The organism is Ilyomonas limi (assembly GCF_005233845.1).
Classification (GTDB): Bacteria; Bacteroidota; Bacteroidia; order Chitinophagales; family Chitinophagaceae; genus Ilyomonas; species Ilyomonas limi.
On sequence record NZ_SZQL01000005.1, the window covers coordinates 155,356 to 179,457 of the forward strand.

The 24,102-nt window shown below is 39.6% G+C and carries 16 protein-coding genes and 1 pseudogene; 10 read left to right on the forward strand and 7 right to left on the reverse strand.

Going from position 1 to position 24,102, the window contains the following annotated elements; all coding sequences use genetic code 11:
- Positions 1–51 precede the first annotated feature (51 nt).
- Positions 52–966 (reverse strand): gliding motility-associated ABC transporter ATP-binding subunit GldA, encoded by a 915-nt coding sequence (gene gldA, locus FC093_RS08300; RefSeq protein WP_137261301.1) that lies wholly within the window; start codon positions 964–966, stop codon positions 52–54.
- A 377-nt stretch (positions 967–1,343) separates the two neighbouring features.
- Here gldA and acs point away from each other — a divergent pair, with 377 nt between their 5' ends.
- Positions 1,344–3,269 (forward strand): acetate--CoA ligase, encoded by a 1,926-nt coding sequence (gene acs / locus FC093_RS08305; protein ID WP_137261302.1) that lies wholly within the window; start codon positions 1,344–1,346, stop codon positions 3,267–3,269.
- 478 nt (positions 3,270–3,747) lie between these two features.
- Here the strand turns inward: acs and FC093_RS08310 are convergent, their stop codons facing one another.
- Positions 3,748–4,293 carry a hypothetical protein gene (locus FC093_RS08310; RefSeq protein ID WP_137261303.1) on the reverse strand — a complete coding sequence of 182 codons (546 nt, stop codon included), beginning with the start codon at positions 4,291–4,293 and terminating at the stop codon, positions 3,748–3,750.
- A 389-nt stretch (positions 4,294–4,682) separates the two neighbouring features.
- Here FC093_RS08310 and FC093_RS08315 point away from each other — a divergent pair, with 389 nt between their 5' ends.
- The 4 genes from FC093_RS08315 to FC093_RS08330 all read left to right on the forward strand — a co-directional run bounded on the left by FC093_RS08315 (position 4,683) and on the right by FC093_RS08330 (position 11,260).
- Complete coding sequence (locus tag FC093_RS08315; protein ID WP_137261304.1) at positions 4,683–7,508, forward strand: sensor histidine kinase; 2,826 nt, start codon at positions 4,683–4,685, stop codon at positions 7,506–7,508.
- Between the two features lie 180 nt (positions 7,509–7,688).
- Positions 7,689–8,321, forward strand: coding sequence for a response regulator (locus FC093_RS08320; protein ID WP_137261305.1), 633 nt, complete (start codon positions 7,689–7,691; stop codon positions 8,319–8,321).
- A gap of 233 nt (positions 8,322–8,554) precedes the next feature.
- Positions 8,555–10,384, forward strand: coding sequence for a glycoside hydrolase family 9 protein (locus FC093_RS08325; protein WP_137261306.1), 1,830 nt, complete (start codon positions 8,555–8,557; stop codon positions 10,382–10,384).
- A gap of 81 nt (positions 10,385–10,465) precedes the next feature.
- Positions 10,466–11,260 carry an MBL fold metallo-hydrolase gene (locus tag FC093_RS08330; RefSeq protein ID WP_137261307.1) on the forward strand — a complete coding sequence of 265 codons (795 nt, stop codon included), beginning with the start codon at positions 10,466–10,468 and terminating at the stop codon, positions 11,258–11,260.
- Between the two features lie 454 nt (positions 11,261–11,714).
- Here the strand turns inward: FC093_RS08330 and FC093_RS08335 are convergent, their stop codons facing one another.
- The 3 genes from FC093_RS08335 to FC093_RS08345 all read right to left on the reverse strand — a co-directional run bounded on the left by FC093_RS08335 (position 11,715) and on the right by FC093_RS08345 (position 15,142).
- A complete protein-coding gene (locus tag FC093_RS08335; RefSeq protein WP_137261308.1) occupies positions 11,715–13,574 on the reverse strand; it encodes an ABC transporter ATP-binding protein in 1,860 nt (619 codons plus the stop codon).
- Positions 13,575–13,704: 130 nt separating this feature from the next.
- Positions 13,705–14,079, reverse strand: coding sequence for a hypothetical protein (locus FC093_RS08340; RefSeq protein ID WP_137261309.1), 375 nt, complete (start codon positions 14,077–14,079; stop codon positions 13,705–13,707).
- 166 nt (positions 14,080–14,245) lie between these two features.
- Positions 14,246–15,142: a YihY/virulence factor BrkB family protein gene (locus FC093_RS08345; RefSeq protein ID WP_137261310.1), complete on the reverse strand. Its 897-nt coding sequence runs from the start codon at positions 15,140–15,142 to the stop codon at positions 14,246–14,248.
- A 208-nt stretch (positions 15,143–15,350) separates the two neighbouring features.
- Here FC093_RS08345 and FC093_RS24030 point away from each other — a divergent pair.
- Positions 15,351–16,403: pseudogene (locus FC093_RS24030) on the forward strand (alpha-hydroxy-acid oxidizing protein).
- Between the two features lie 303 nt (positions 16,404–16,706).
- On the opposite strand, the gene FC093_RS08355 reads toward FC093_RS24030, so the two are convergent.
- Entirely contained in the window at positions 16,707–17,459 is a 753-nt protein-coding gene (locus FC093_RS08355) for a LytR/AlgR family response regulator transcription factor (protein ID WP_137261311.1), read from the reverse strand.
- A 223-nt stretch (positions 17,460–17,682) separates the two neighbouring features.
- Positions 17,683–19,611 (reverse strand): tetratricopeptide repeat-containing sensor histidine kinase, encoded by a 1,929-nt coding sequence (locus FC093_RS08360; RefSeq protein WP_137261312.1) that lies wholly within the window; start codon positions 19,609–19,611, stop codon positions 17,683–17,685.
- 557 nt (positions 19,612–20,168) lie between these two features.
- Here FC093_RS08360 and FC093_RS08365 point away from each other — a divergent pair.
- From FC093_RS08365 to FC093_RS08380, 4 genes are all read left to right on the forward strand, one after another.
- Complete coding sequence (locus FC093_RS08365) at positions 20,169–20,366, forward strand: hypothetical protein (protein ID WP_137261313.1); 198 nt, start codon at positions 20,169–20,171, stop codon at positions 20,364–20,366.
- A gap of 826 nt (positions 20,367–21,192) precedes the next feature.
- Positions 21,193–22,029, forward strand: a complete 837-nt coding sequence (locus FC093_RS08370; protein WP_137261314.1) for a helix-turn-helix domain-containing protein — start codon at positions 21,193–21,195, stop codon at positions 22,027–22,029.
- Positions 22,030–22,369: 340 nt separating this feature from the next.
- Entirely contained in the window at positions 22,370–23,512 is a 1,143-nt protein-coding gene (locus tag FC093_RS08375) for a parallel beta-helix domain-containing protein (protein WP_170971028.1), read from the forward strand.
- Between the two features lie 209 nt (positions 23,513–23,721).
- Positions 23,722–24,102, forward strand: coding sequence for a DUF4907 domain-containing protein (locus FC093_RS08380; RefSeq protein WP_137261316.1), 381 nt, complete (start codon positions 23,722–23,724; stop codon positions 24,100–24,102).

Here is a 24,102-nt window from a genome sequence, read left to right on the forward strand (position 1 = left end):
AAATTGTTCCTCTATCATTTGTCAACGAACAACTGTCATCTGTTACCCTTTTCAACTATTTGCCACATTTCCCGTCAGCGATTTAAATACTTCTTCCAGATTGCTGCCGGCAGTTTGCAGCGATACAATATTGAGATTGTTTTGCAAGGCCAACTCCAGCAAAGCACGGCGTGTTTCGGTGGTATTGTTGGTGATTAGTTGCCAGCTATATTCATTAACAGGTGTTGCTTTTATTACTGATGGAATTTTTCTGAAAGCTGCTGCCGGTACTGCCTCTTTAAATGTAACCTGCACCGCATTGCCCGTGCCTTGCTGTAAATTATGCAATGTATCATCGGCTACCAGTTGACCTTTATTAATGATAATCACTCTGTCGCATATAGCCTGCACTTCCTGTAAAATATGTGAGGAAAATAGCACTGTTTTATCTTTTCCCTGCTCTTTAATCACGTTTCTTATTTCCACAATCTGGTTGGGGTCAAGACCGCTGGTAGGTTCGTCCAGTATCAGCACTTCGGGGTGGTGCACAAGTGCGGCTGCCAGCCCCACACGTTGCTTGTAACCCTTGGATAATTGCCCTATTTTCTTTTTACTTTCAGGCGTTAGTCCGGTGAGTGTTATTACACGGTTTACTTCCTCTTTTATGTTTTTTAGCTGGTGGACGCCTGCCACAAACTGCAGGTATTCTTTTACATACATATCATAATACAGCGGATTAGCTTCGGGCAGGTAGCCTATCTTCTTTTTTACGGCAAGCGGATTTGCAATGGTATTTATACCACACACAATAGCTTGACCACCATCGGGCTGCAGGTAGCCGGTAATCATCTTCATGGTGGTACTTTTGCCCGCGCCGTTGGGACCTAAAAAACCTACGATTTCACCTTTGCTTATTTGAAATGATACATCGTTTACTGCTTTTTGCGTACCGTATATTTTAAGTAAGTGGCTAACTTCTAAAGACATGCGCTGTATTTGATTTTCAAAGATAAAGGAGACAGGTCAGGATTGCTTACCTGAATCATTTTATCATTTATAGCAATAGAATAAAAAGATGTGTGCCGGTGAATTATTCGTGTACTGTATTCAATCCTGCATGCAAGATTAATAAACACGATAGTTCTTTTTAGTAAAAACTGTGTAAAAACCTTTGACGTACAATGTCTTTATTCCTATCATAATACTACATAGTTTATAAAAGTGCTACTTTGGTTAAAACATAACAATAGAGAAAGGTGCAAATGTTTTAAGCAAATACTCCTAAACTTTTAGTTAGTGTAAAAACCATCTTCCATACATACAGATGTTGTATTTTTAAGCACTCAAAAAAAATCGCTTGCACCATGTCTTATCCTTATCAGTTAAAAACATTTGAAGAATACAAAGAAGCGTATCAAAAAAGTGTAGATGACCCCGAAGGTTTTTGGGGAGATATTGCGCAACATTTCTACTGGCGCCAGCCATGGAACAAAGTGCTCAACTGGAACTTTACGGAGCCAAAAGCGGAATGGTTTGCCGGTGGCAAACTTAATATTACCGAGAACTGCATAGACCGACACCTGGAAACAATGGGGGAACAACCGGCTATCATTTGGGAGCCCAACAACCCCGAAGATCGTGTACGTGTTGTTACTTACAACCGGCTACACAAGCGCGTTTGCCAGTTTGCACAGGTACTAAAAAATAACGGTGTAAAAAAAGGTGATCGCGTATGTATTTACATGGGTATGGTGCCAGAACTGGCGTATGCAGTACTGGGCTGCGCACGTATTGGTGCTATACACAGTGTAGTGTTTGGTGGCTTTTCGGCACAAAGCATTGCCAACAGACTGGAAGATGCACAGGCACAATACATTGTAACGGCAGATGGCGCTTATCGTGGCGATAAAGTAATTCCGCTGAAAGATGTTGTTGATGATGCACTGATTGGCAATAAAACAGTAAAGAAAATAATTGTTTATACCCGTACCCGGCTGCCTGTTTCGATGCTGAAGGGAAGAGATGTGTGGTGGGAAGATGAAATGGAATATGCAGAAACGCAGGTGGAAAAAGAAGGCGTGGTCTCTTGTCCGGCAGAAGTAATGGATGCCGAGGATCCGCTGTTTATTTTATATACTTCGGGCAGCACTGGCAAGCCCAAAGGTGTAGTGCATACCTGTGGCGGCTATATGGTTTATACGGCTTACACATTTGTCAATGTGTTTCAGTACCAGCCCGGCCAAATCTACTTTTGCACGGCAGACATTGGCTGGATAACCGGACACAGCTACATCCTTTACGGCCCACTGAGCGTAGGTGCCACCTCGCTCATGTTTGAAGGTGTGCCAACCTGGCCTGATGCGGGCAGATTTTGGGATATTGTAGATAAATTCAAAGTAAATATTTTATACACCGCACCTACGGCTATCCGCAGCCTCATGGGTTTTGGACTACAGCCATTCGATGGTAAAGACCTGTCTTCTTTGAAAGTATTAGGCACCGTTGGCGAGCCTATCAACGAAGAAGCCTGGCATTGGTATGATGAGCATGTAGGTAAAAAAAGATGCCCTATAGTAGATACCTGGTGGCAGACCGAAACCGCTGGTATTATGATTTCCAACTTAGCGGGCGTTACACCCTCCAAGCCTACGTTTGCTACGCTGCCGCTGCCAGGTGTGCAACCCGTTTTGGTAGATGAAAATGGTAATGAAGTAGAAGGTAATAATGTAAGTGGCAATCTCTGCATTAAAGCGCCATGGCCGGGTATTTTGCGCACTACTTATGGTGACCATGAGCGCTGCCGCCTGAATTATTTCAGCACGTACCCCAATTTATACTTTACCGGAGATGGTGCACTGCGCGATGAAACTGGTTTTTATCGTATTACCGGCCGTGTGGATGATGTGCTCAACGTGAGCGGTCACCGCATAGGCACTGCCGAAGTGGAAAACGCCATTAATATGCACGCAGGTGTGGTAGAAAGTGCCGTGGTAGGCTATCCACACACCATAAAAGGACAGGGCATTTATGCGTATGTTATTTTCAGCGGCGGTTCGCACGATCTGGAATTATCTAAAAAAGATATTACAGCTACCGTAAGCCGCATTATTGGTCCGATTGCCAAACCCGATAAAATACAGTTTGTAAAAGGCTTGCCCAAGACGCGCAGTGGTAAGATTATGCGGCGCATTTTGCGCAAAATAGCTGAAGGCGATTTGCAAAACGTAGGCGATATTACTACGCTTCTCGATCCTGCGGTGGTGGAAGATATAAAGAATGGAAGATTGTAGTTTCTTTAATCCCAAAGGCACTAACCTGCTTGTTGGCAGCTTTCTTTACCCAAATTTGTCATAAGTTATTTTTTAAAGGTTTATTCAAATAGCAATAACTAGCATAATGTTGGAATACAATGAGTTAAAAACTCTTGGATAATGCATGGCTGCCGGCAGATAGGAATGAAGATTTATAAAATGAAAAAACAGGAAACCTCATCATTGCGAAGCAATCTGTAGGTGGTAATACAATCAAATAAGCCCTTAATAATAATGGGAAACTAAGTGCATATTGCCTCACTCGTTTTTGACAGCGTAACCTGTCACGGTTCAAGAGCCTGACAGGTTACGCACGCACAAATATGTTGATTGTTGTGCATTTAAATAAAATAGCTTCCCAAATTACAGTAATGTATATACAAAGCGGTTCCCAGCCTTAAGGTGGGAACCGCTTACTTTTTGAGAACCGTTCTATGTTTCTGCTTTATATTCAGCGCTATGCTTTATCATGCGTTTTTATAGGTACCCGGTTTTCAACATCAGCAGGCTTATCCCGCATTTGGTTTCTTTTATTAGCATAGGAGGTGATTATAGTGGCAAATGAACCCACACTGGCATTACCCAATATTACATCCAGCAATATCATAAATAAAAAACCTGAGGGATAAGGTGTTCTTGCCGCGGAGTTAGCCTGCGACAGTACTTCGTTTGCCGGATGTGCAGAGAATAAACCGGGGAAAAAGATGAACATTAATATAGTTACTACTACGGCAGATATGATAGTGCCTACAAGTGTGGCTAAATGCCCTGCCATAAGCATAGATACCGCCCTTTCACCATCGTATGGATGCTTTACCAAATGAAAGTTGTAATAAAATATAACTGCCATAAACAGCGCATTACCAACAAAAAGCAGGTATAGATTCTGATACTTATTTGCAAACAATAAGTAAATAACAGGTATCAGATACAAGATTGCAGCTATAATGCCGTATATAAAATATTCCTTTACATGCCGTCTATTTAAAACAGGAGTTTCCATAATAATCAGATTTTTCTAAAAATATACTTCAACAATTATGCTATTCACGTTTCATATCAATTTTTAAATGGTTACTTTTTGGGAGTAAATAACTTACGCCGGCAGAATAACTGTATAAAATGAATGCTGTTCAGAGCTTTGTTGCTTACATTTTGCAGTGTAGAAACGGGTGCTCTGACAAGATATTTTAGTATTAAAAGCAGGTAATGCTTTTCTATCTGTTACGCGGGTTGGCGTGTATTGTATTGTTTTATGATTATAGCGTAGGTAAAAGGCTAATGGTAATAGCTTTTACCGCAATAGCTTCATAAAATTTACATACTCAAAAATCATTGGTTTGGATATTAAGTATTTCACCGGCTTACTGTAATTTTAGAGCATTCTTACTTATGAACAAATACACATGGCTTATAATCGTTTTGCTCTATGCCGTTTGTCCTGTATTTGCACAAAGCATATCTATAGACGAAACTGTAACTACTCCATCTAAAGAAATATACGACTTGTTGCAGGATAGCAAAGGTTTTATATGGATAGCTGATGAGTTGGGCGTAAGGCGCTACGATGGTGTTGCATTTACCAACTATTCTCATCCACTGCAGGCGGCTATGAGTATGACCGATTTGGTAGAGGACAAACAGGGAAGAATATGGTGCCACAACTTTAGTGGTCAGATTTTCTATATAGAGCATGAGCAAATGCATTTATTGAGTGCATACGACGGTACTGCAGAAAGATTTTTTCCGCGGATTGCTATATGCGGTGATGAACTATTGGCAACAACCTCCAAGGGGTTGTTTGTCTGCAATACAAAAACTATGGAGTATAGATATATTATGACCTCTGTGTCTGGCACATCTTCTCTTTGCGTAATGAATAATACGGCTGTGCTGCATGGTGACAGCCTTTGGTACATGTATCGTAAAGATAAAGGGCTTGCTCAATTTCCGGCAGTTAAAGTGCATTCTGCTAATCTCAGTACGGACAACTTTACATTGCAGCCTGTCGCTAAAGGAGATACGATATATGCAATAAGCAACCCTGGCGCACTGCTTATTACATTTACTTTTTTAAATAACCAACTTAAGCTGCAAAATATTGAGCAATGTAACAGCTTTGTAAATGCAGTTACTATAAGGCATGGAGAAGCATGGGTACATACTAAAGCAGAAAGCAGATTGCTTACATTCGGGAAAAGTATAAAAGGATACAATTTATCGTGCATATTAAAAGACAAGGATGGAAACACCTGGTATGGCAGTCTGGATAAGGGATTGTTAGTAAGCTATGCACATCAGTCTTGGAGTATTGTAAAAGACAGCGCTTTGACTAAGGGTGATTTTATAAAATCTATAAGGCAAAGTGATGATTACTTTGTGACAGGCAGTCAACAGGGTGTGTTGTTAGTAAAAGACAAGAAGCAAAAATCAACAAAGCTATATGCACTGCCTGCAGGCGCAGGTTCAATTGATAAAATTGAATTATTACCGAAAAATACTTTTTTAATAGCTGCATCTGTAGGATTATACCTGCTGCAACCTGCTACAGGCTACCTGCGCTGCCTTCACAAAATTTTAGTTGTAAAAGATATGGCATACAACCAGGGCGTCTTACTTATAGGGACGTCTAAAGGTTTGCTGCAGGAGAAAATAGACACGGCTACCGGTGCTGTGTTGAATTTTTCTTATAGATTAATGCTTAAAGGAGAGCAGCGTTGCCGTGCAGTAAAGTATAATAAAGCTACGGGTGCTTTATGGATAGCTTATACAGATGGACTATATAGATGGCACAAAAACAAGCTGGAGCCGGTTTTATATAATGGTTTGCCTATCTATGCTTCTTCGTTGGAGTATAGCAGTGGTAAAATATATGCAGGTACGTTTTCGGGCAGCCTGATAGTGATTCAGGAGGATACTTCCGGCAAGTACCAGTTTGAAAAATATACTTTTAATAGTGCTGTTATAAGAATGAAGCTGTATCAAAATCATTTATGGATATTCAATGCCTTTGGAGTAAACACCTTTGATATTGGTAAGGAAACTTTTATTTACAATCAAAACATCCCATACCTCGACGGCAGCGAGGTATGGGATGCTACCGAAGTAGGGCAGGATATTTATCTCGCTACAATAGGAAATTTGTATAAAATCCAGGTGCAGCAAGCGGTGCGTATTCATCCCCCGTCTTTATACCTGCAGTACGTAAGCGTTAACAACCAGGATACAATTTTTGATAACGGGGCAAGATTAAAGCATTCGCAAAACAATCTCTCTTTTTACACCGCTACGCCATGGTATAACAAATACAGCAATGTAGCCATCCGCTACAGGCTTGCCAGTACAAATAACGATCACAAAGACAACATGCAGTGGTATAATTTAGAGCGTAATGAACGTATCATTCAACTGAATGCTTTAGCACCGGGCACTTACATGCTTACTATGCGGGCTGGCATCAACGGTAATTTTCAGCTTGCATCCTCGCTGCTTGTTTATCGCTTTACCATTATTGAACCCTGGTATAATCAATGGTGGTTTTATTTACTGATAGCTGTTGTGCTTACAGCCTTGTTGTTTGGCTTGTATAAATACCGGGTGAACCAGCTATTGAAGATGGAAAGATTGCGAAGAGAAATTTCCAGCAATCTGCACGATGATGTGGGCTCTACTGTTAGCAGCATTAATATATACAGCCAGCTGTTGAAAAACGGACAGCGTACAACAGATTATATTGATATGATACAAGCCAATACCGCACAGGTAATGAACAGCCTGGATGAGTTGGTTTGGAATATCAATCCAAAATACGATTTGCTGGAGCAACTCATCAATAAAATGAAGATGTTTGCCGTTCCTTTGCTTAGCGATAACCACATTGTTTGCCACTTTGATGTTACTGTAGAAAAAGAGAATAAAATATTACTGCCAAACGTGCGCACCGATGTTTACATGATATTTAAAGAAGCCATAAATAATGTAATAAAACATGCGCAATGCAGCCACTGCGATATTCACATTTTGCAGGCAGGAAAACTGCTAACATTGTCAGTAAAAGACGATGGCAATGGTTTTGATGCAGCTACGGCTGCACTGCATCGCAATGGTATAAGCAGTATGCAAGACCGTGCGCGAAAAATTAAAGGACGTTTTAGCATCTTTAGTGAACCTGGTAGAGGTACTCAGATAACCTTAGTATGTAACCTTGGAAACATTTAAAATCACATAAACCGGGTATTGCAATTGCTGCACAAAATGTTCACTTTTGTCTGTTAAAAGCAACCTGCTGCAATTGTGAAACGGGAAGATTGCTTTAAATACAGGAATCCAAATACATAAGGACATAACAATTCCCTTCATTAAAATAATTACATAAACTATCATAATCCCAATTGCAATATGATACGGGTAGCTGTTGTAGAAGATAACCATGCATTCCGCAAATCGCTGGAAGCGCTTATCAGCACTTCTGCTGAGATAGAGCTGATATTCTCGGATGAAAACAGCTATAAGCTAATTCAAATTGTTCAAATTATCCAGCCCGATGTAGTAATTATGGATATTGAAATGCCGGGTATTAATGGCATTGAGTCGGTAATACGGCTAAAGGAAAAATCTCCATCGCTGAACATTTTTATGCTTACCGTATTTGAGGACATGGATAACATCTTTGAATCGCTGAAAGCCGGTGCTGTAGGATATTTATTAAAGAAAGATAAGCCTGAGCTTATTCTCGATTCAATCATTAAAGTAAAGAATGGTGAAAGTGTAATGAACGGGAAAATAGCCCGGAAAGTACTGGAATACTTCAACCGCCCTTTACGTAAAAGTTCGTTGGAGGGATATAGTTTAAGCCGGCGCGAGCAGGAAATACTGCAGTTGCTGGTAGAAGGACTCAGCTACAAGCAAATAGCAGCACAATGTTTTATAACCTTAGATACTGTTTCCACACACGTAAAAAAGATCTATAGCAAGCTGAATATCCATAGCCGCCCGGAGTTATCCGCAAAGTTTGGCAGCTATTTTCATTAATATATACAGCTAAAAAAATCACCTGAATTGGGTATTGTTTGGAACGATAATAAATGGAAAATTTGCACCATACATTTTACTATTGCTTTTAAGGCGTTAGCCTGTTACTAATAAGTTTCTTCCCTAAACCCTTTTATCTTAAAAACGCATCACTTCCAGCAGAAGTGTTATTTGCAACAGCCCTTTTATTGCACCTGAGTAAGTCTTATCTTAGGCCCTCATCAGTACAGAATATGAAGAAAATAAGTTGCCTGCTGGTGATTTGTTGCGTGTATTTTTTGGCAAATGCGCAAACCACTGCATACATCCGCATCAATCAATTGGGGTATCCATTAAAAGGTATAAAAGTGGCAGTGCTTGGCAGTACAAATGCGGAAGTGTTTAAGCATTTTACGCTCATGGATGCAGTTACAAAGCAACCTGTTTTTGAAGGCAGTACGGGCAGTTCATTTGGCAAGTACGGACCGTTTACCAATACGTACCGGCTCGATTTTTCTTTTTATAAAAAAAGGGGCAAATACTATTTACAGGCAGGCAATGCTATTTCACCAACATTCAATATTAATGACAATGTATATAACGGCACAGCCGATTTTTGCCTGCGTTATATGCGGCAGCAACGCAGTGGTTTTAATCCTTTTTTGAAAGACTCCTGCCACACACACGATGGCTATACCTTGTATGCACCCGTGCCCGACAGTACGCACATTGATGTGGTAGGCGGCTGGCACGATGCGAGTGATTACCTGCAATATTCCACCACGTCAGCCAATGCTACCTATCACTTGCTGGCTGCTTACCACGATTTTCCAACGGTGTTTGGAGATGAAAAAAGCGCCAATGGTTTGGATGAAAAAAATAACATTGCCGATGTGCTGGACGAAGCTAAATGGGGGCTGGACTGGTTGATGAAAATGCATCCGAAAGCGGATTGGTTGTTTAACCAATTGGGTGATGACCGGGACCATCGTGGTATGCGCATACCTAAAGAGGATACTAATTTTTACGGCAAAGGTTTGGAGCGCCCCGTGTACTTCTGCAGCGGCTTGCCACAACAGCGAGGTAAGTTTGTGAATAATACTACCGGCGCGGCATCTACTGCGGGCAAGTTCAGCAGTGCGTTTGCATTAGGCAGCAGTATATTTTATACTATCAACAAAAACTACGCAGATAGCTTGGATGAAAGAGCAATTACTGCATTTTCATTGGGTTTGAGAAAGCCCGGCGCTTGTCAAACAGCTTCTGTAGTATCACCTTATATTTATGCAGAAGATAATTGGGTGGATGATATGGAGCTGGCTGGTGCAGCAAACTTTGCACATGATGTGATTACTTATGAGCGGACAAAAAATGAAGAGTCTTATGTTGCACATTCAAAACCGGATACGGTTTACATGAATATTGCTTACAAATATGCCCTACAAGAGCCTATCACACCCTGGTTGGGTGCCGATACAGCCAGGCACTACCAATGGTATCCATTTATCAATCCCGGGCATTACGAGTTAGCAAAAGCACTGCACGATAAAAGAAGAGATACACTCATTCAATTTTATAAAGAAGGCATTGACAGAGTGTGGCGGAAAGCGAAACAGAATGCTTTTTACCGGGGTATTCCTTTTATCTGGTGCAGCAATAATCTCACCGTGAGTTTTGCCATTCAATGCTATTGGTATCGCCAGCTCTCATACGATACTACATATCAACAAGTAGAGCAGGCTTGTTTTGATTGGATCTTTGGCTGCAATCCCTGGGGCACCAGTATGGTGTATGGATTGCCATCGTGGGGCGATGCACCAACGGATCCGCACTCCGCATTTACACACTTAAAAAATTATCCTATTGATGGTGGATTGGTTGATGGCCCGGTATATACTTCTATTTATAAAAATCTCATTGGCATACAATTGTACAACGAAGATGAGTATGCACCTTTTCAAAGCGATCTTGCTGTGTATCATGATGATTACGGTGACTACAGCACCAATGAACCTACAATGGATGGCACTGCTTCATTAATTTATTTATTAGCGGCAGAGCAAGCGCAGGCAAACAGTAAATAACAGGATTTAAATGAAGGTAATAGATGGTATGAATATGCAATTTTGCTCTCATACTCTTTCTTATCTTTAATACTAAAATATATGCAGGATTTTATATGTACTACTTGCGGCGTGCAGTATCCGCCGGCGGAAAAAGTACCTGAAAGATGTATTATTTGCGAAGACGACCGGCAATATGTATTGCCTTCGGGGCAGCACTGGACAACTTTGCAACGCATTAACCAGCAATACAAAAATATAATAGAACAGATAGCGGAAGGTGTGTATGCCATTTATACTACCCCTTCTTTTGCTATAGGTCAACGGGCGCATTTAGTACAATCGCCTGATGGTAATATTTTGTGGGATTGCATTACCAATATTGATAAAAGCACTATTGCCATTATTAATGCATTGGGAGGCATTAAAGCTATTGCTATCTCGCATCCGCATTATTTCTCTACCATTGTAGAATGGAGTAAAGCATTTGATGATGTGCCGGTATATGTAAATGCACTGGATGAACATTGGTTGACAAGGCGCTCACCGGCTATACAGCTTTGGAATGAACAAGAACTGCATTTATGGGATAATATAAAACTGATACGCTGTGGTGGTCATTTTCCCGGTGCTGCTGTGATGTATGTTCCTGTGGGTAAGGGCGCATTGTTTGTTGGCGATACTATACAGGTAACACCCGGCTGTAACGATGTTTCTTTTATGTATAGCTATCCTAATATGATTCCATTGCAGCAAAAAGACATTGTACAAATTAAACAGGCTATTGAGCATGTAGATTATAATGTAATGTATGGTGCCTTTGGAAAATACATTACCCATAATGCAAAGGCTGCAGTGAAGGCTTCCATCGAAAGGTATATACGCATCTATACGTAACACCAGATTCAATCAGGCAACCTTATCAAAGGCTGCAAGCCGGGACTGCGCTAACTCGATTCTTCGCGCCTGATAAACGAGGCAAGCGGCGGTGAGCGCTTTGGTGTAGGCGATGTAACGGATATACACAGTTATCCCGCACCTGCCTGCCCCACCAGCATTACACAGGCATTGGCCTGCGGCGAATATAGCGGTATCGGTTACAAGATAAAAGGGCACTTGTGGAAACCTTATTTAAACCACAAAGTCGCTAAGACAAAAAGGAGCACAAAGAAGAAGATAGATAATATTTTTTGTGCTCTTTTATTCTTTTTGGATGTTTCATACCATTTTCAAATAAGTACATAATATACGTTTATCTTAAAGTGTGCAGTCCGAAGTTCACCGCTTGCAGCTTGTCGTTTGCAGTTTACAAAAGATGACTTAATTGAACCTGGCATTATTACAATTTGCACTACCTGTAACCCATTGCCTGCAAGTGAAACAACTCTGCATATCTTCCATTTTTTGCCAGCAATTCTTCGTGGCTGCCTATCTCTAACAGTTGCCCTTTATCTAAAACCAAAATCCTGTCTGCCATACGCACTGTTGAAAAGCGGTGTGAAATAAGCACTGCAGATTTGCCCTTTGTTAAATCGGCAAAACGCTGGAATACTTCATACTCGGCACGCGCATCTAAAGCCGCTGTTGGTTCATCCAAAATCAATAGCTGTGCGTCTTTCATATAAGCTCTTGCCAAAGCTATTTTTTGCCACTCGCCACCCGATAATTCCACACCTTGATTGAAGCGGCGACCTAATGCCTGGTCGTACTTTTCAGGCAGCGTTTCTATCATTGGATGCGCCAAACTTTGTTCTGCAGAGGAAACAATAAGCGGTCTGTCATTTTGCTCTCGAATATGTCCTACAGCAATGTTTTGCGCCACGCTCATCTGGTAGCGTATAAAGTCCTGAAAAATGACGCCGATGTTGATTCGCAGCTCCTTCAAATCATATTCGCGCAAGTCAATTCCATCCAATAAAATGCGACCTTCTGTTGGGTCGTACAGGCGCGCGAGCAGTTTTACCAGGGTGGTCTTACCAGCACCATTTTCACCTACCAGCGCCAGTTTTTCGTTTGGATGCAGGGTGAAAGATAAATGCCGGTTTGCCCATTTACTGCTGTTGGAATATTTAAAACCAACATTCTCAAAAATAAAGCCTTCTTTGATAGGATTTGGGAAAGGAAGCGGCTTTGCCGGTTGTGTGATGTGTGGCTTTATAGTAAAAAAATCAAAAAAATCGGTCAGATACACAGCCCCTTGCGATACGGAGGTAAATCGAATTAAAATACCTTCCAGCAAGGTACGCAACTGACGGAAAGAACCAGCTAAAAAAGTAACATCACCTATCGTAATGCTGCCACTAATTGCCCGTACAATAATGAATACATAAGCACCGTAATAGCCGGCGCTACCCAACATGGCAAAGAAAGTACCCCATGCACTGCGGCGTATAGAAAGTTGTTTGTTATCGGTGTAAAAGCGATTGGCTAATGTTTGAAATCGTTGTATTAAGAAGCTGGACAAATCAAACAGTTTTACTTCTTTCGCTGTTTCATCGCTGGCGCCAATGTATCGCATATAATCCAATTCGCGGCGCTGCGGCGTTTGCCTGCGTGATAAAACATACGAACGGTCATTGAAATACGATTCACCTAAAAAAGCAGGTATAATAGCTATCAGCAACAAGAGTATCAGCCATGGATTAAATGCCAGTAAGCCTGCTGCCAAAAAAACCATCGTTATTAAATCCTGTACCTGGCTTAATACCTGCGATAGCAATGCAGTGCGGCCGGTGGTTTGCTGTCTTGCCCTTTCCAACTTATCGTAGAAAGTTGAATTTTCAAACTGGTCCAAATCAAGGGTGGCGGCATGCTCCATTATTTTTACGGAGGTATGATTGGAAAACAGATCGCCCAGCAAGCTATCCATCAGCGTAATGGCGCGCGTTAACGCATCGGAGATAATGGCGAGTGCAAATTCCGCTGCTACTAACGTCCACAAATGCGTATGGGAGGCACTGCCGTGTGTATGACTAATGCGGATAATTTCATCTATAATTAACTTGCCTATATATAAAGTAGCTACCGGTGTAGCCGATCGTGCTATGCGCAAGGCACAGTTGGCTATTGTAAGTCCTTTACTGGTTTGCCAAACTAATTTAAAAAAGCGCGGCAGGTTACTGAGCGAAGAAAGCCGGTCTTTAAATGTTAACTGATCTGTTGCATTGAGTTGCGCCTGTTTATCTCTAAACTTCTGATTCTCCAAAGCCATTTATAAATATAAGAAATTTTAGAAGAATAGGGGATGTACAGCATGATAAGATAGAAGATGCTGTAACTACGGCACAAAAAAAGGAAGCACATAGCTTCCTTTAAAAGGGTATTAGCGTTAAGAACAAAGTTTACATTTTGCTTTTTACATCGTCGGCAATAATAGCGTTAATGCCATTCCTTTCACTCAGGGTTCCTGTTACCGTTACCTGTTCGCCGGCATGTTTTTTCGCTTCGGCATAGGCATCTGCTTTATCATGGTTTTCTACCAGTAAATACACTTTATTATCGCTGGTAAGAATACCCATGGGCGAGCCGCCTTTAATGCAGCCTGCCGCACACTCTTTGTGCCCGTCGCCATGCGCACCCGATTTCATGTAGCAAGCCATATCCAACACTTCGCCAGTGATGGTTGAAGTGCCTTGTTGTGCATTAGCACCAATAGCTATAAAAGCAACAACCAATAAAGAAGCAAGTTTCTTTTTGTTAAGAATAATGTTGATCATAATAAGCAATTTAGAAGTTAGAAAGAGGAATAAATATACAGCTTTATCGTTGATTTTAAATAAATATTTATGTTGTTTGGTTGAGCTTGTTTTTGCTGGTAAATGCAAGCTTTTGAAATTGAAACTACCATTAGCATTAACAAAAACATTTACCGGAAGGCGGCGTTTACGGCTTTACTTCTTCTACTTTGTATTCATACACGTGCTTTTCCAGCCGCATTTTGTTGCCGTTTTTTTCGCTCCATTTTTTAGTAAATGCAGCACCGTAATAAAAAATAAAAGAAGTATAAAATACAAATAACAGTATCAGCACAAAACTGCCGGTAGCGCCAAATATGGTTTTGAGACTACTAAACGTAAGCAGCAAGCCTAAGATGATTTTTCCTATCGTGAATAATACGCCGGTGAAGAAGCCGCCAGCAAAAGCCGTCTTCCAGTTAGGATGTGCATTGGCAAGATATTTAAATAACATCGTAAACCAGCCAACAGCAATGATTACAAAAACAAGCTGTGAGATTATTTTATACAATATAGAACTATAACCGCTCCATATAGCATCAATATAGTTGCTTAACAAAGCCTGCAGGCCGGAGGCAAATAGTTGCACGGATAAGATTAGGCCAGATAGCAGGATAATAATAATAGATTTCATCCGCATTTTTAAATAGTAGCCTATACCTGCATGTTGAGCCACCTTAATGCACCAGATATCATTCACCGAGCCGCGTACCACATGAAACAAAGTAGTGGCAACAAACAGTAAAAAAACAAAGCCTGCAGCAGCAATCAGCCAGTTTGCTGCAAGTTGTTGAAAGCGGAAGAATATTTGATACAGGTCAACAGAGCTTTCTTTGCCTAAAACATCTGCAAGCTGTGCAAACACGCCTTTACGCATTGCATCGGAGCTGTAAAACAACCCAAATGTTTGAATAATAATGATGAGTGTAGGTGGCAGTGCAAAGGTGGTAAAAAAAGCCGTGGCACCTGCCAGCCGCAAAGGGTTCTGGCTTTTTAAATGGGCATAAGCCTCTTTTGAAACATTGGTAAGCTCGCGTAGTATCATACAGATTAAGGGTTAAAAATAATGCCATTCAGACTTTTATAATAAATTAGTACAGCCATAAACAATAGTACGCATGAGTACACCAAATATTACAAAGCTATCCGGCGGAATGCAATACCAGTTACAAATTTATTTTGCAGGCACACAAAATATAAAACCGCAATTGCCGGTATCTTATGAAGCGCTGGAGCAAAAGGCCCGTGAAGTAATGAAGCCCGAAGCCTTTGCATATATAGCTGGTGGCGCAGGTGCCGAAACAACAATGCTGAATAATATAGCTGCATTTAATAAATGGCAGATTGTGCCTCGTATGCTTGGTAATATAGCTACGCGCAGTATGGCTATAGAATTGTTTGGTACTAAATTTTCTTCACCGGTTTTACTTGGCCCGGTGGGCGTTTTATCCATAGCTCACCCCGAAGCGGAATTGGCGGTAGCCCGCGCTGCTAAAGCATTAGGCGTGCCACTGGTGGTAAGTACGGTTTCATCAAAAACAATAGAAGAAATAGCCATTGCAAATGGCGATAACGCCCATTGGTTCTAATTGTACTGGGGCGCTGATAACGATTTTACCCGTAGTATTATCCACCGTGCAGAACGGGCAGGATATAGTGCCATTGTAGTAACACTGGATACCAGGCTGTTCGCATGGCGTGAGCGGGATATTCAAAATGCGTATCTGCCTTTTTTATTTGGAGAAGGGCTGGCAAATTATTTTTCCGATCCTGTTTTCGTGGCGCAGGTGGGCAATAATCCTGCAAAAAATATGATAAAAGCATTGTCAATTTTTGGTAATTGTTTTTCCAATCCTGCTTCTACCTGGGATGATCTTACAATTATTCGCAATTGTACTAAGCTGCCTATTATTTTAAAGGGCATTCAGCATCCGGATGATGCAAAAAAATCTATAGACCACGGAGCCGATGGCATCATTGTATCAAACCATGGCGGCAGGCAGTTGGATGGTGCCGTTGGCGCATTAGATACGCTCGCCTGCATAGCAGATGCAGTTGGCGATAAAACAACTATTTTGTTTGATAGTGGTATTCGCCGTGGTGCCGATGTATTTAAAGCTATGGCCTTGGGCGCTAAAGCAGTGCTTATTGCACGCCCTTATGCTTATGCACTCGCGCTTGGTGGTGAGCAAGGTATAAAAGAAGTAGTAAGTAACTTACTGGCGGACGTTGATCTTACTTTAGGTTTGGCAGGTTGTACTTCGTGGGCAGCGGTAACAAAGGACAGGCTGATTAGAGTGGGGTGAATTGTATGTTTAAACAGCACCTGAGTTCATTTGATTTTTGAATGAAGAGAGATAAATGAGTTTTTGAATTAAAATGATGTCCCCCTGGCTTGTGCACATGAAGAGGAGGGTAGGATATTGCGGAAAATAAAATGTGCACTTAAGCTAAAGCCTGCTACATGCTTGCTAAGCTTTGCCAGGGGCTGAAGTTTTTGGTTATTATAAATATTACTATTTTCTACCAGTACCTTTTTTACCTAACGGTATTGAACACATAAACTAAGTGGTGAATAAAGGCGTACAACAATTGCAAAACCCGAATACTTATTCTTTCTTCAAACCCAGGCGTTGCAGCAGCATTTCTTTTTTAGCTTTAGAAACTAAAAGCTTTTCACCATTATCAATTTGCACATAACCGCCATCAGACCTGATAAAATTGCTTATATGCTCGAGATTAACAACAATGGAATGATGAATGCGCTGAAAAATATCTGCCGGTAACATTTCTTCTACATCTCCCAATGTTTTAGAGACGAGCATCTTTTTTCCTTCTTTAAGATAAATATTGGTGTATGCTCCTTCTGCATGACAGTATAAAATATTTTCAGCGGCTATAAACTCGTAACCTTCCCGCTGTGGAAAAGCAATTTTTTGGCGCTGTGCGGGCTGCCTGATATTGTGCAATAAGTTTTCAATATTGATAGTACCTTCTGAAGCAAGAATTTTTTCCTCTGCTTTTTTTATCGCAATTTTTAAATCATTTACATCTACGGGTTTTAATAAATAATCAATTGCGCTGATGCGAAATGCTTTTGCTGCAAACTTGTCGTAAGCAGTAGTGAAGATGATGCAAAAGTCAATGTGGTCCAGCATTTCCAGCATTTCAAAGCCATTCATCCAGGGCATTTCCACATCCAGAAAAATAAGGCGGGGCTTAATTTTTTTTATGGCAAGTACGCCTTCCTTACCTGACAGGCAGGTTGCCGAAATTTCCACATTGCCACAATGTTTATCAAGATCGGCTTTAAGCGCATCTATACAATGCTGTTCATCATCTATAATTATTGATTTTATCATGTTAGTTAAAATAATAACTTTTCAATAAACCGTTCTTTGTCTTTAAAGTTAAGTACTCTTTTTGCTAATAGCAGATCTATCTTATAAATGATGAACTTGGTTTAACAATTCTTGCAACTGGTTTAACAGGTGGCAGCAAACATTCGTATATTTTGGATAAAGCTGGTTTGTAAAAAAGGAAGAAGTATAAAGGCATTACCTGAAAAAGTGCAATTGCTGTTTTTCAATACTCATCAAAACATAGGATTACCGTAGTACCGCAAAATTGATCATGCTCATCTTTCTTGTCAATTATTGTTACCCTTGCATTCCGCTCATTTAATAAATTATCTAAGTGAAGCCGGGCTTGTGTAAGATAAACACCTTTGGATTCGTGTGTTGAATCCTTGGTTAAAAATTTATTTTGCTTCGACATTTCCCTTCCAATTCCATCATCATCTATGGTACAACGTATGGTGCCATCTGTTCTATCAACAGTAACCATTACCATTCCGCCATTTTCTTTGGGCATTATACCGTGCCATATTGCATTTTCGATATATGGCTGAACAATTAATGCAGGCACCATTATAGATTTTAAATCCAGCGTTTTATCTATATTAAATGCATAGCTGAATTTATTATTAAAACGCATACTTTCAAGCTGAGCATATAACCGGCAGGTTTCCATCTCATCGTATAAACTAATTTCCCGCTTATCGGAATTTTGAAAAACAGTACGGATGAGTTTTGAAAAAGTAGTTAAATACAGGATGGATTTTTCCTGTTCATTTTTCTGAATAAGCGCTTTAATAGAATTCATGCAATTGAAAATAAAATGCGGATTCATCTGTGCCCGCAGTGCTTTGGCTTCCAGTTCATGTACTTCTTTAATGTGTTGGGCGAATAGCTTTTCTTTTTCTGTTTGAATAAGTTGCGCCTGCGTGGATTCCAATTGTTGAAGAGTAGTTTCTACCTTTAATTTTTGTTGCTGCAGCAATATATTCGCTTCCTGTTTTTGCATGTTATTACGCCATAATATAGTTCCAATTATCAGAAAGACCAGTAAAGTTGTAACTAAAATAATTATTCGTATTTTACTTTGAAATTGCTGTTCATTATTTGCTTCTTGTTGCTGCCGTAGTTGATCTATAAAAGACAAATTTTGTGTACGGTTTATTTTCTCCTGATTAAAGAGACTATCACTCACCTTTAATGTCAATTCCTGGTATTTAAAGGCGCTATCTATCATGTGCAGCGATGTGTATATATCCACGAGTAATTTACTGGCAGTAATAATTTCGCTGAAAAAAGGTTCATTCTGAGCGCCATCAATTGTTTTTTTTAAATAAAAAACGGATGAATCGCGTAAATTTAATTTTATAAAAGTTAAGGCCAAACTATTATAAGCTTGAAACAAATCTCTTTTAGCTGCAGCAATACTAATACCCATTCGATAGTATTTCAGTGCATTATCATACCTGCCTGATTTATCTTCAATCTGGCCTCTCCATATAAATGGAAGACACCACCCGTTGTTTTCTCTTATCTCTAAATCACAAGACTTTTCCATGTAAAACAAAGCAGAATCTAATTTGTTTAATCCAAAGTAGCAGAATCCAAGATGAGCAAGAATTAACTCCTTGTTCTTTAAATATAGCTCCGAATCTGGTGCCAGCCTATGTAAATAATCTAAGGCTTGTTGTGGATTTTCAGAATGCAGGTATATAATTCCAATCCAAAAGAGGGTAAGCGAAATTTGTAACTGATCATTCAAATCTTGGGATAGATGCAAAGCCTTAAACTCAACTTCTAATGCTTTTGGATAAGCCTCTTTTATTGCTAATGCTTCACCCATGGAATGATATGCCTTAATGCTGCCCCTGGTAAAATGTAATTTTTCAGATAAGCGAAGGCCTTTTAGCGCATAAACCAAAGCACTGTCGGGGAAAGACCACATATAAATGTTGCTGATGTTTAAAAGCTGTAATGCTTTACTTGTATCTTCTTTAGAAGAAAGCAAATCTCTTTTGAGATTATCAACAGCGGCATTTTTTTTAGTTGAGGGATTCATTTGTTTGAAAACTTCTGCATCAGAATACTGGGCGTGAATAAAGTTTTCAAGCAACATCAGCATAAGGAGAGAAAACATCTTTTTCGTTACAGCAACCATAATCGCTCATGCTTATTATAGGTGTATAGGAAATTACTTTTAGAGTGAGTACTAAGGTTAAAGAATATCTTATATAGTAGCAGTTTCAATTAATAAATATAGGCTTTTAGTTGATAACATACAATACCTGCTTCTTTTAATAGAGCCATAATCATCAGCTAATTGCATTTATACGACCGCTAAATGAGGTAAAGCATTTATCAATTGCGGCGCTCAAATGCTAATGACAGAATATAATTTTAGTAAATCAATCTGCTGTTATCGTACAAGCTGAATACTATTTATACAACATTAAAACCTTCTCTATGAAAAAATCCATCTTACTTATTATCACCATTGTATTTACATTTTTATCTGCTGATGTAGTTAAAGCGCAGGGAGATATGCAAGCCAAATAGTATGATAATCCTAAGTGGGCAAGGATTGAATTAATAAAATATAAAGAAGGAAAAGCTTCAAGAGGCAATGAAATTATTAAGGATTATTTTCTTGCTGCATGCCAAAAGTCAAATACACCTGCTCCTGCTCTTGTTGATATAATTACAGGAGACTGGGATTTGCTGGCTATTTGGAATATGGAAGGCGGTATTGAAGAAATGAATTGGGAAACAAGCCCAAATGATATTAAATGGATGAAAGCTATCAGCGATATAGCAGGAAATGCTGAAAAGGCAAAGTTAATTATAGACGAATTTTCTTCGATAATAGAAAGAAAAACATCTTATATAGGCAGGTCAGCAAATGCTAATCTGTAGCAAGGATCATTACAACAGTTATCCGTCGGATTGCACAGCCGGAAGACAGATTTTAAAATTGCCGCATTTTTACAGCTCAGGTTGAAAAGCATACTGCAATTTTAAAATCTAAAAATATAACACGCAAAAGTGCGGTTATCAATTACAATCCACCAGCTGTTAAACGCTGGTTGCGTTTCAAGAGCGGCAATGTTAGTTTTGGACACCTTGCGAAATGCTTTCTTTTACTCTTTAATATGCAGGCGGTGTATGGTTAATCTGAAGTTATTGTAAATTTATTTTTAGCTCCTAAACCCTTAATTTCTTATTCAATTATTGCTTTAAATTTAAAAACCTTTAAAAGCTATATAATAATACTCATAATGTTGAATTTATAAAACAAGAACTATTTTCGTTTGGCTATACATTTTGGCTACTTTGCCGGTAAATACTACTGCATTTACATAGCAGGGAAAGCTATCAAATATTTATTCATCAGTTAACACAGCTTCTGGTAATAACCAGATCTGTAAATACCCGAATAAACGGTACGCTGCATGAAACGGTTTATTGTTTTTGGTTTGCCCCTTATATCTTCAACAATAATATTTTTATCACAATTTAAAATGTAAATTACAGTACGATTTAAAACTAGTACTAATCAATGTAAAAAGTATAGCATAAAGGAGATTGCTACCTTAACTCCTATATCTTCCTGCACCAAAAGAAAGGCATTGCTCTATCCCAGATATTTAAGTTAAAACTGCAGAAAGGTGTTGCTGTTTGCTCACCATTACCTTTCAAAAACAAACCAGGCAATCATTATTAATCTTCTAAAAGATTCAATATGGTTTCTACTACCCAAATAAAACCAGCCCCTATTTTGCAGCCATTTATTGGTTGTTATGCACTGCGTGTAATTAATACTGGAGAGGCAGTAATGCCAAGGCCGTTGCATGCTATGAATGAGTGCTATATGACTTTCTTTTTGAAAGGATCGAGTTGCAGTGTATTGGATAGTACGGAAAAGATAGAATCAAAATGGTCAAACAATCTGAGTTCGCTTTTTATACAACCACATGGTTGTTGTTTTTATCAAGGTAGTTATGTATTATTTAGTGTTCAGTTTAAATCAAATGGTATTTCTGCCATATTTGGTATTCCACAAAAATTATTAGTAGATACAATGCTTCCTTCTGAAGATATATTGGATGACAATAACCGGCTACTTACAGAACAACTTGCATCTTCAACAGATATAGTGCAGATGAGCCAATGTATGAATACTTATCTTGTTAAAAAGTTATTACAGCAGCACCATAAAAGCAGCACAAATGCTATTGCTGCTACTTCAAATATTGTTTTAAAAAACAAAGGAGTGGTATCGCTGGATGCACTGGCATATTATGCCAATATGAGTATCCGCACTTTTGAACGCAGGTTTTTGGACGAAGTAGGCATGTCGCCTAAACTCTATGCACGTATTACCAGGTTTTATAATGCGCTTGAAAATAAGATGCTGCATCCAAACAAAAATTTTACGGCTATAGCACACGAAAGTGGCTATTACGATCAGGCACATTTTATAAAAGAATGCAGGGAATTTGCCAACAAGTCACCCGAAGAACTTTTTAAATATACTCCGCCGCCAACGGAGCAATTTGTTGCTAAAGTGGACTATTAAAATTGTCGTTTTTTTACAATTAGGGTTTAAAAGCAGTACATAGTTTTATACAGTAGTTAGGAGCTGTGAGGAATCAATTTTTCTTTATAGAAATAGATGTTAAATATAAGTTTTGATGAGCTGTTGTGCTTTCTGAATGGATACCCTTATCCGGAAATCTGTATTGTGTACTTTTTGCCTGCACTTGCTTTTGTATCAATCAAATTATTCGATTGTTAAGTGGTTATTACCAGTTTTTACCGCATTCCAGCTTTTCAACCAACGCATGCCAGTATTGTATAACCGGTTTCACTGCCACAAAATTCTCTTCATTAATAATACAATAAACCCAGGAGGCTTTATGAAAAACTCACAATTTTATACGCTCTTATTTTGGGCAATATCTCTCTCATTCGTAATAGTTTCAAGCAGTTGCAATAAAGAAGAAGCAACGCAATCCAATACATCATTATCTTCCGCATCTTCCTCCCGCAATGCAGGCAGTGCAAAAAAGAGCATTACCGTTCATGCAGGCGAATCCATCCAGGCTGCAGTAGATGCAGCAGCGCCTGGCTCAACAATACAAATAGCACCCGGCACTTATATGGAAAGTATAACGGTTAACAAAGCAGGAATTAGTTTAGTAGGTAATGGAGAAGCCGCAGTGGTTATACAAAACCCTGGTGATGAGGAAAATGGAATACAGGTAAACGATGCCGGGGATGGCTTTGTACTTAAAAATGTTACGGTTAAAAATTTCGAAGAGAACGGAGTGCTGCTTATCCGTGTTGATAATTTTACCATCTCGCATGTAACAACAATAGACAATGGTGAATACGGGCTTTTTCCTGTACTTTCTTCTCACGGCTTGATTGAGCATTGTACAGCAACTGGGCACACCGATACAGGTATTTATGTTGGGCAATCTTCTGATATTGAAATGCAATACAATACTGCTTATGCTAATGTAAATGGACTGGAAATTGAAAACAGTGCAAACGTCAAAGCAACTAACAATCAATCATACAACAATGTGTGCGGCATGTTAATAGATCTGCTGCCGGGTAAGACTGTAAAAACATCAACCAATGTATATGTTGGTTATAACCATGTTTTCGATAATAATCATGAGAATTTTGGCGAAGAGGGCTCGCTGGAATCTGTGATACCATCCGGATTAGGTATCCTTATATTAGGTACCGATCAAACCACGGTAGAGCATAATACCGTTATGCATAATAATTTTTCTGGTATTACTGTATTCAGCACGCTGGTGCTGGTAGCGCTTGGAGGAGCTACTCCCGACCAGTTTGATATAGAACCTAACCCCGACGGAACACGTGTTATCAAAAATGTAGCTCAACAAAATGGCGCAGCTCCCCCTGTGCTCGACATTCCACTGCCGGGCGTTGACCTGTTGTGGGATGGTTCTGGCATTGGTAACTGCTGGAGTGATAATGTATTTAAAACAAGTTATCCATCTCCGCTGCCGAGCTGCAATTAGCTATGTGTTCAACCAAAGCGCCCTAAACCCTTTACTGGTATTTTAATGGTTTCTATTTATTAAATTGTTTCCTGATTAATTTATAACACTAAGCCGGCCAACAAGCTTATTTTATTACCTTTTTATTTTTCTATACATATACTTTGCCCTTTGTACACCTTCATTTCCCCTTTGCATTCCACTATCATTTATTCCTACAACCTGCAATTATGAAAGCAAAAAAAATACTACGAAATGCCTGCATTTTTTCAGTGGTACTACTGGTAAGTACATCAACATTTGCACAGCAGCAAAAGCAGGCCTTGCCTAGCAATCCATCTCAAAAAGCAATGCCCGCAAACAGCGGGGAGAACAGTTATTCATTTAAGCTGTACAACGCGCCAAACAATGCGTATGGCTACGATATTTATAAAGATGGTAAGCCTGTATATCATCAGTTTGTTTTGGTGTTTATATCCAAAGAAGGTAAACGCTTTATTGCTACCAAGCCGCAAACCAAAAAGGCAGCTTTACTGGCTATTGAAAAAATAAAAAAAGGACAGTCCCCACTTTTATCCGGCGAAGAACTGAAAAAAATTGTTGCCTTGTAA

What these genes read in the sequence shown, in the direction of transcription:
- FC093_RS08330 (WP_137261307.1), top strand. Translation starts at nt 10,466, where the DNA reads ATGCAGGATTTTATATGTACTACTTGCGGCGTGCAGTATCCGCCGGCG.
- FC093_RS08310 (WP_137261303.1), bottom strand. Translation starts at nt 4,293, where the DNA reads ATGGAAACTCCTGTTTTAAATAGACGGCATGTAAAGGAATATTTTATA.
- FC093_RS08375 (WP_170971028.1), top strand. Translation starts at nt 22,370, where the DNA reads ATGAAAAACTCACAATTTTATACGCTCTTATTTTGGGCAATATCTCTC.
- FC093_RS08340 (WP_137261309.1), bottom strand. Translation starts at nt 14,079, where the DNA reads ATGATCAACATTATTCTTAACAAAAAGAAACTTGCTTCTTTATTGGTT.
- FC093_RS08325 (WP_137261306.1), top strand. Translation starts at nt 8,555, where the DNA reads ATGAAGAAAATAAGTTGCCTGCTGGTGATTTGTTGCGTGTATTTTTTG.
- acs (WP_137261302.1), top strand. Translation starts at nt 1,344, where the DNA reads ATGTCTTATCCTTATCAGTTAAAAACATTTGAAGAATACAAAGAAGCG.
- gldA (WP_137261301.1), bottom strand. Translation starts at nt 966, where the DNA reads ATGTCTTTAGAAGTTAGCCACTTACTTAAAATATACGGTACGCAAAAA.
- FC093_RS08360 (WP_137261312.1), bottom strand. Translation starts at nt 19,611, where the DNA reads ATGGTTGCTGTAACGAAAAAGATGTTTTCTCTCCTTATGCTGATGTTG.
- FC093_RS08355 (WP_137261311.1), bottom strand. Translation starts at nt 17,459, where the DNA reads ATGATAAAATCAATAATTATAGATGATGAACAGCATTGTATAGATGCG.
- FC093_RS08320 (WP_137261305.1), top strand. Translation starts at nt 7,689, where the DNA reads ATGATACGGGTAGCTGTTGTAGAAGATAACCATGCATTCCGCAAATCG.
- FC093_RS08370 (WP_137261314.1), top strand. Translation starts at nt 21,193, where the DNA reads ATGGTTTCTACTACCCAAATAAAACCAGCCCCTATTTTGCAGCCATTT.
- FC093_RS08345 (WP_137261310.1), bottom strand. Translation starts at nt 15,142, where the DNA reads ATGATACTACGCGAGCTTACCAATGTTTCAAAAGAGGCTTATGCCCAT.
- FC093_RS08380 (WP_137261316.1), top strand. Translation starts at nt 23,722, where the DNA reads ATGAAAGCAAAAAAAATACTACGAAATGCCTGCATTTTTTCAGTGGTA.
- FC093_RS08315 (WP_137261304.1), top strand. Translation starts at nt 4,683, where the DNA reads ATGAACAAATACACATGGCTTATAATCGTTTTGCTCTATGCCGTTTGT.
- FC093_RS08335 (WP_137261308.1), bottom strand. Translation starts at nt 13,574, where the DNA reads ATGGCTTTGGAGAATCAGAAGTTTAGAGATAAACAGGCGCAACTCAAT.